This window comes from Glutamicibacter sp. BW78, assembly GCF_002332245.1.
GTDB classification, from domain to species: Bacteria; Actinomycetota; Actinomycetes; order Actinomycetales; family Micrococcaceae; genus Arthrobacter_H; species Arthrobacter_H rhombi_A.
Genome location: NZ_NRGU01000036.1, coordinates 1 through 3,912 on the forward strand (window position 1 = coordinate 1; position 3,912 = coordinate 3,912).

At 59.4% G+C, this 3,912-nt stretch carries 3 protein-coding genes and 1 pseudogene; all 4 read right to left on the reverse strand.

The features are described from left to right. Positions 1-379: hypothetical protein (locus CIK75_RS10225; protein ID WP_143413320.1), on the reverse strand; the 379-nt coding region annotated here is incomplete at its 3' end. Between the two features lie 456 nt (positions 380-835). Then, positions 836-1,447, reverse strand: a complete 612-nt coding sequence (locus tag CIK75_RS10230) for a hypothetical protein (RefSeq protein ID WP_096224068.1) — start codon at positions 1,445-1,447, stop codon at positions 836-838. Next, positions 1,444-3,012 carry a peptidoglycan DD-metalloendopeptidase family protein gene (locus CIK75_RS10235; RefSeq protein WP_096224069.1) on the reverse strand — a complete coding sequence of 523 codons (1,569 nt, stop codon included), beginning with the start codon at positions 3,010-3,012 and terminating at the stop codon, positions 1,444-1,446. The genes CIK75_RS10230 and CIK75_RS10235 overlap by 4 nt, the downstream gene beginning before the upstream one ends. Next, positions 3,013-3,912: pseudogene (locus tag CIK75_RS16240) on the reverse strand (hypothetical protein); the annotation flags it as partial.

The following is a 3,912-nucleotide window of genomic DNA, read 5'->3' on the forward strand; positions in this document are numbered from 1 at the left end:
ACTTCACAGCCGAGGTATCGATCCGTGGGGCAACCCTGATCTGCAATCGGACCGGGGGTGCAATGAATCCGCCGCCCCATTCCGTGCATCGAACCAGCTTCCTCGAGGGAGTCTTGGCACCGACCACCGACAGGATCCGTTCTGTGAGCAGGTCCAGGATGGTGTGCCGAAAGCGCATGCGTAATCCCCGAAGCACCAACACCCCCAACAGGACGGCACCAATTCCGATGACGAGGGGAATGGACAGCGCCCAGTCGAAGACGTTGGAAGCGATCGCCAGGAACGCTACGGCGATCGCCAGCAGTAGTCCCGCCCGGGTATCGGCATATCGTCGCGGTGGCAGCACGGAGAGCGAGTCGGAATCAGCAAGGGTACTCATGCCCAGATAAGGCCCGAACGAGGGGCCGATTTCCGCTGCGGCTCTGTAAAAGTCGACTCCCCCTCTTGACAGCAGGGTGTACCATCGAAACTAGGTTCGTTTACGGTTCTAGGATTCGATGGATATCCCCTACTACCAATCGGGTATGGATAAAGTGCAGCCATCCTGTGGTTCTGTCTCATTACACATGAACCACTCATCCCTCGGCACAGGGGCTAACTAGTCACTACATAGTCGTCTACCTATCAAGCTCGGCAGTTCCTACATGTCTGCGCAGTAGGTAACCCATAGGTATCGCAGGAGGTACCCACCATTGCGCTACCTAGTCCCTCAATCCGGAAGATTGACCAACGGTNNNAAGGGGCCAGATTGGCTAAGTGGTATTCGCCCCGGACAGAAGAGGGCCACCGCCAGTGGGATGTCCCCGTGGCGGTGGCCTTGGGCGTAAGACGTGCGCTAGTCGGTGAAGTAGTCTTCGTCCGGTGAATCGGTAGGTGCGACCTCCTTGGTGAAGGAGGTTCCTGTTGAGAATTCCTCAAACGCTGCAACCACCCACTTGCCATCCTCTTCCGCGAGGGTGATGATCTTGGATTGTTCCTGGGTAGATGGGCCTCCTTTTGCGCCGGCGGTTTCCCAGGTGAACTCGACCAGGAACTGCGGGGCCCTCTTCGGGGAATCCGGGAGTGCTCTGGCCTGTAGCCCGCTGACTGAGTACGACTTCTGGTCCTTCTTGAACTCCTGCCAAGCAGCACCTCCAACACCGTTGAAACGGCTGTTCAGCCGTTTGCCATATGCCTGGCTGGACCAGGCGGTGGTACGTCCCACCCAGGCGTTGGCCTCTGCATCGGAATGAGACATTGAATAGTAGGCGCGCACGAAACCAACAATGGATTCCCGCTGTTTGAAGGTCACCGGGTTCTGCTCAACGGGTGCAGCTGCCACGCTTTGGCGGCCCTGCATCAGGTGTTCTGGGCCCTGTTGCAGACTCTCATTAGAACCAGAAAGCGCGCTCCAGAGCAGCAGCCCGGCCGCGAGGGCAACTACGGCAAGAATGAAAACCTTTTTCAAGTGGCGTCCTCCCCGACCATCGAGAAGAACTCTGCGTCCCGCGGTACGGGTAGCTTGGTGGTGCCCTTGGTAGTGACGGTAATGAAGTACTGGCCACCAACTTTGATTCCTACTTGGTTCCATGTTCCGTCACCCTGCTGGTCGGAAACCACGAGGTCTCCGGACTCGGGGGAAGATGTTGTCTCCCCTCGAGTCCAGCTGGAGACATAAGGGATGCCACGGACTCCGGCCTCGGTAAAGCAGTGATAGACAAACCCATCGTCATCCCAGGCGCCTGGGGCCCGCCCTCCTTTGACGTACTTCCCTCCTAGTCCTTCTCGGGCAAGATCGATGACCTTGGAACGTGTGGCCGCAGAGTCATCCGCGTCTGATGGTTTTGCAACTTCCACCGGGGCGGGGCAGCTGCTGGTTCCGCTGGTCTTGGGCAGGTTCTTCCCCGTGGCTAGGGAAACGGCTATGGGTTCCCATTTGGCGTAGGCATCGGGAAACGCGCTGCGTTGAACTTCCTGGGCGGCTTCGCTCAGGGACATACCTTCCCAGCCTTTCACCAGTCCCAAAGCGTCGAGGAAGGCGCCGGTACTCGGATCCACGCTCATGAGTTCCTTGATGCTTCCCCATCCTTGTGAGGGGCGCTGCTGAAAGAGGCCAACGGAGTCATGGTCCGATCCGACGTTCTGGTGTGGGAGCTTCAAAGACTTGGGCAGGCCGCTGTTGGCATACATCATGCCTTTGGATTCCTGGAGGACGGTCATCAGGGCAATGACTGTTGCTTGCTCGGAAGCACCATGGGATTTGGCTGCTTCGATGACGGCTGAGAGGTTTTTCAGTTGCTCTTTCGAAGGCTGGAATTCTTCCCCATCCGTACGAACGAATGTGGTTTTTTCCTCGGCCTTTGCCACGACGGCGGTGGAGGGTTTCTGCTTGTCCGGGTTGGCGTTGTTCTTGCCGAGAGAGATTCCACGTTTGGCCATGTAATCCATGGGGTTGGTGGGTTGGCCGTTGATTCGGATCCCGAAGTGCAGGTGTGGTCCCGTTGCGTTGCCGGATGCTCCCACATCGGAGATGTGCTCACCGGCGATGACCTTTTGTCCGATTTTCACATGTATGCCATCCGGCCACGAATGTACATACCTCGACTGGACCCCTCCTCCATGGTTGATGGCAACCATGTATCCGGAGTTACCGCCGGAGGACTTGCCTGCGATTTCAACGACACCGTCCGCCGCGGCGACAATCGCCGACCCATCGGGTGCGGCAATGTCTTGGCCAGAATGGAGTTCCAGGGATCCCGTGACGGGATTGACCCGGCCACCGTATGGGGAAGTCAGACTGCCAGCAGTGGGATTGACCCATTCCCCTGAGTAGGCCACCTGGGTTCCCACAGTGTTTGCTCCCCCTCCCGGGACGCACTGTGCTGATCCGCTGGCTTCGTTGGCGCTGACCAAGGACATCAGCATGCCCAATCCCGCCAAGGGAACTAACAAGACGGCACCGAGACCAACGACCAGCAATGCTGCGATGGCCAGGATCCATCCAGTCCGCTTTGAAGTCTGCTGATCTGCCATTTACTTGCCGCCGGCCGGAGCGGGCTTCGGCGCCTGCAGCCTCGTTGCGGCTGAGTGTTCACGGCGCTTGCTTGCGGCATCGGCAAGCTTCTGCTGCTGCTGCTTCCTGGAGGCGATGCGACGTTCGACCACCTGCAGGTTGGCTTGGAGCTGTTCGTGCTTTGCACTGCGTTTTGCAGGCGGTTCCAATCGTTGGTGCAGCCGTTCGGAGCGCTGCTGCAACCGTGCTTGGCTCTTGTGCTCCCTGGGTGTCAGCGCCCGGTGGTTGTTGCGATTCGGTATTGCTTGCCGGCCCTCTACCCGGTCCAACTTGGTGTGGATCTTCTCCTGACGAGCCCCTTCCTTTTCCTTCGCAGCATCCATCTGTGAACGGATGATGTTCCCCCGTTTCTCTTGCACTGCTTCCGGGGCGGAGGCGACGCGTCCCTTGGCGGTCCTGACACCGGTCTTGACGGCCTTGACTCCTCTGGCCGTCGTGGTCGCAGCGGCTGCAACGGGCGCCAAGGCGGGGACCTTCGTGGCAGCGAACTTCGCAACCTTGCCTAGTGCGCGTTTCTTAGTGTTGGGCGCGGCCGCAGGGTTGGGCTCGGCCTTCTTCGGGGCGGGCGCTTCTTCTTGGCTGCTGTTTGCCTGTCGTGCCGAAGCTGCACTACTGCGAGCAGCTGCCCCGGCTGAGATGGCGGATGACGTACGGGAGATCCCCCGGGCGGTGCTGGCCGCCGAACGAGCTGAGTGGATCGCACGGGAAGCGCTCGAGGGCCCGGAACGCGATGAGGATCCCCCTCCGGAGGCGAGGGCTTGACTGAGCTTCTGGGCCAAAGCCTTGGACTTCTTGGCCAGCCAGCGGTGGAAGACAACAACTAGGACAATTCCGAAGATGGTGGAGACAACCACTATGAG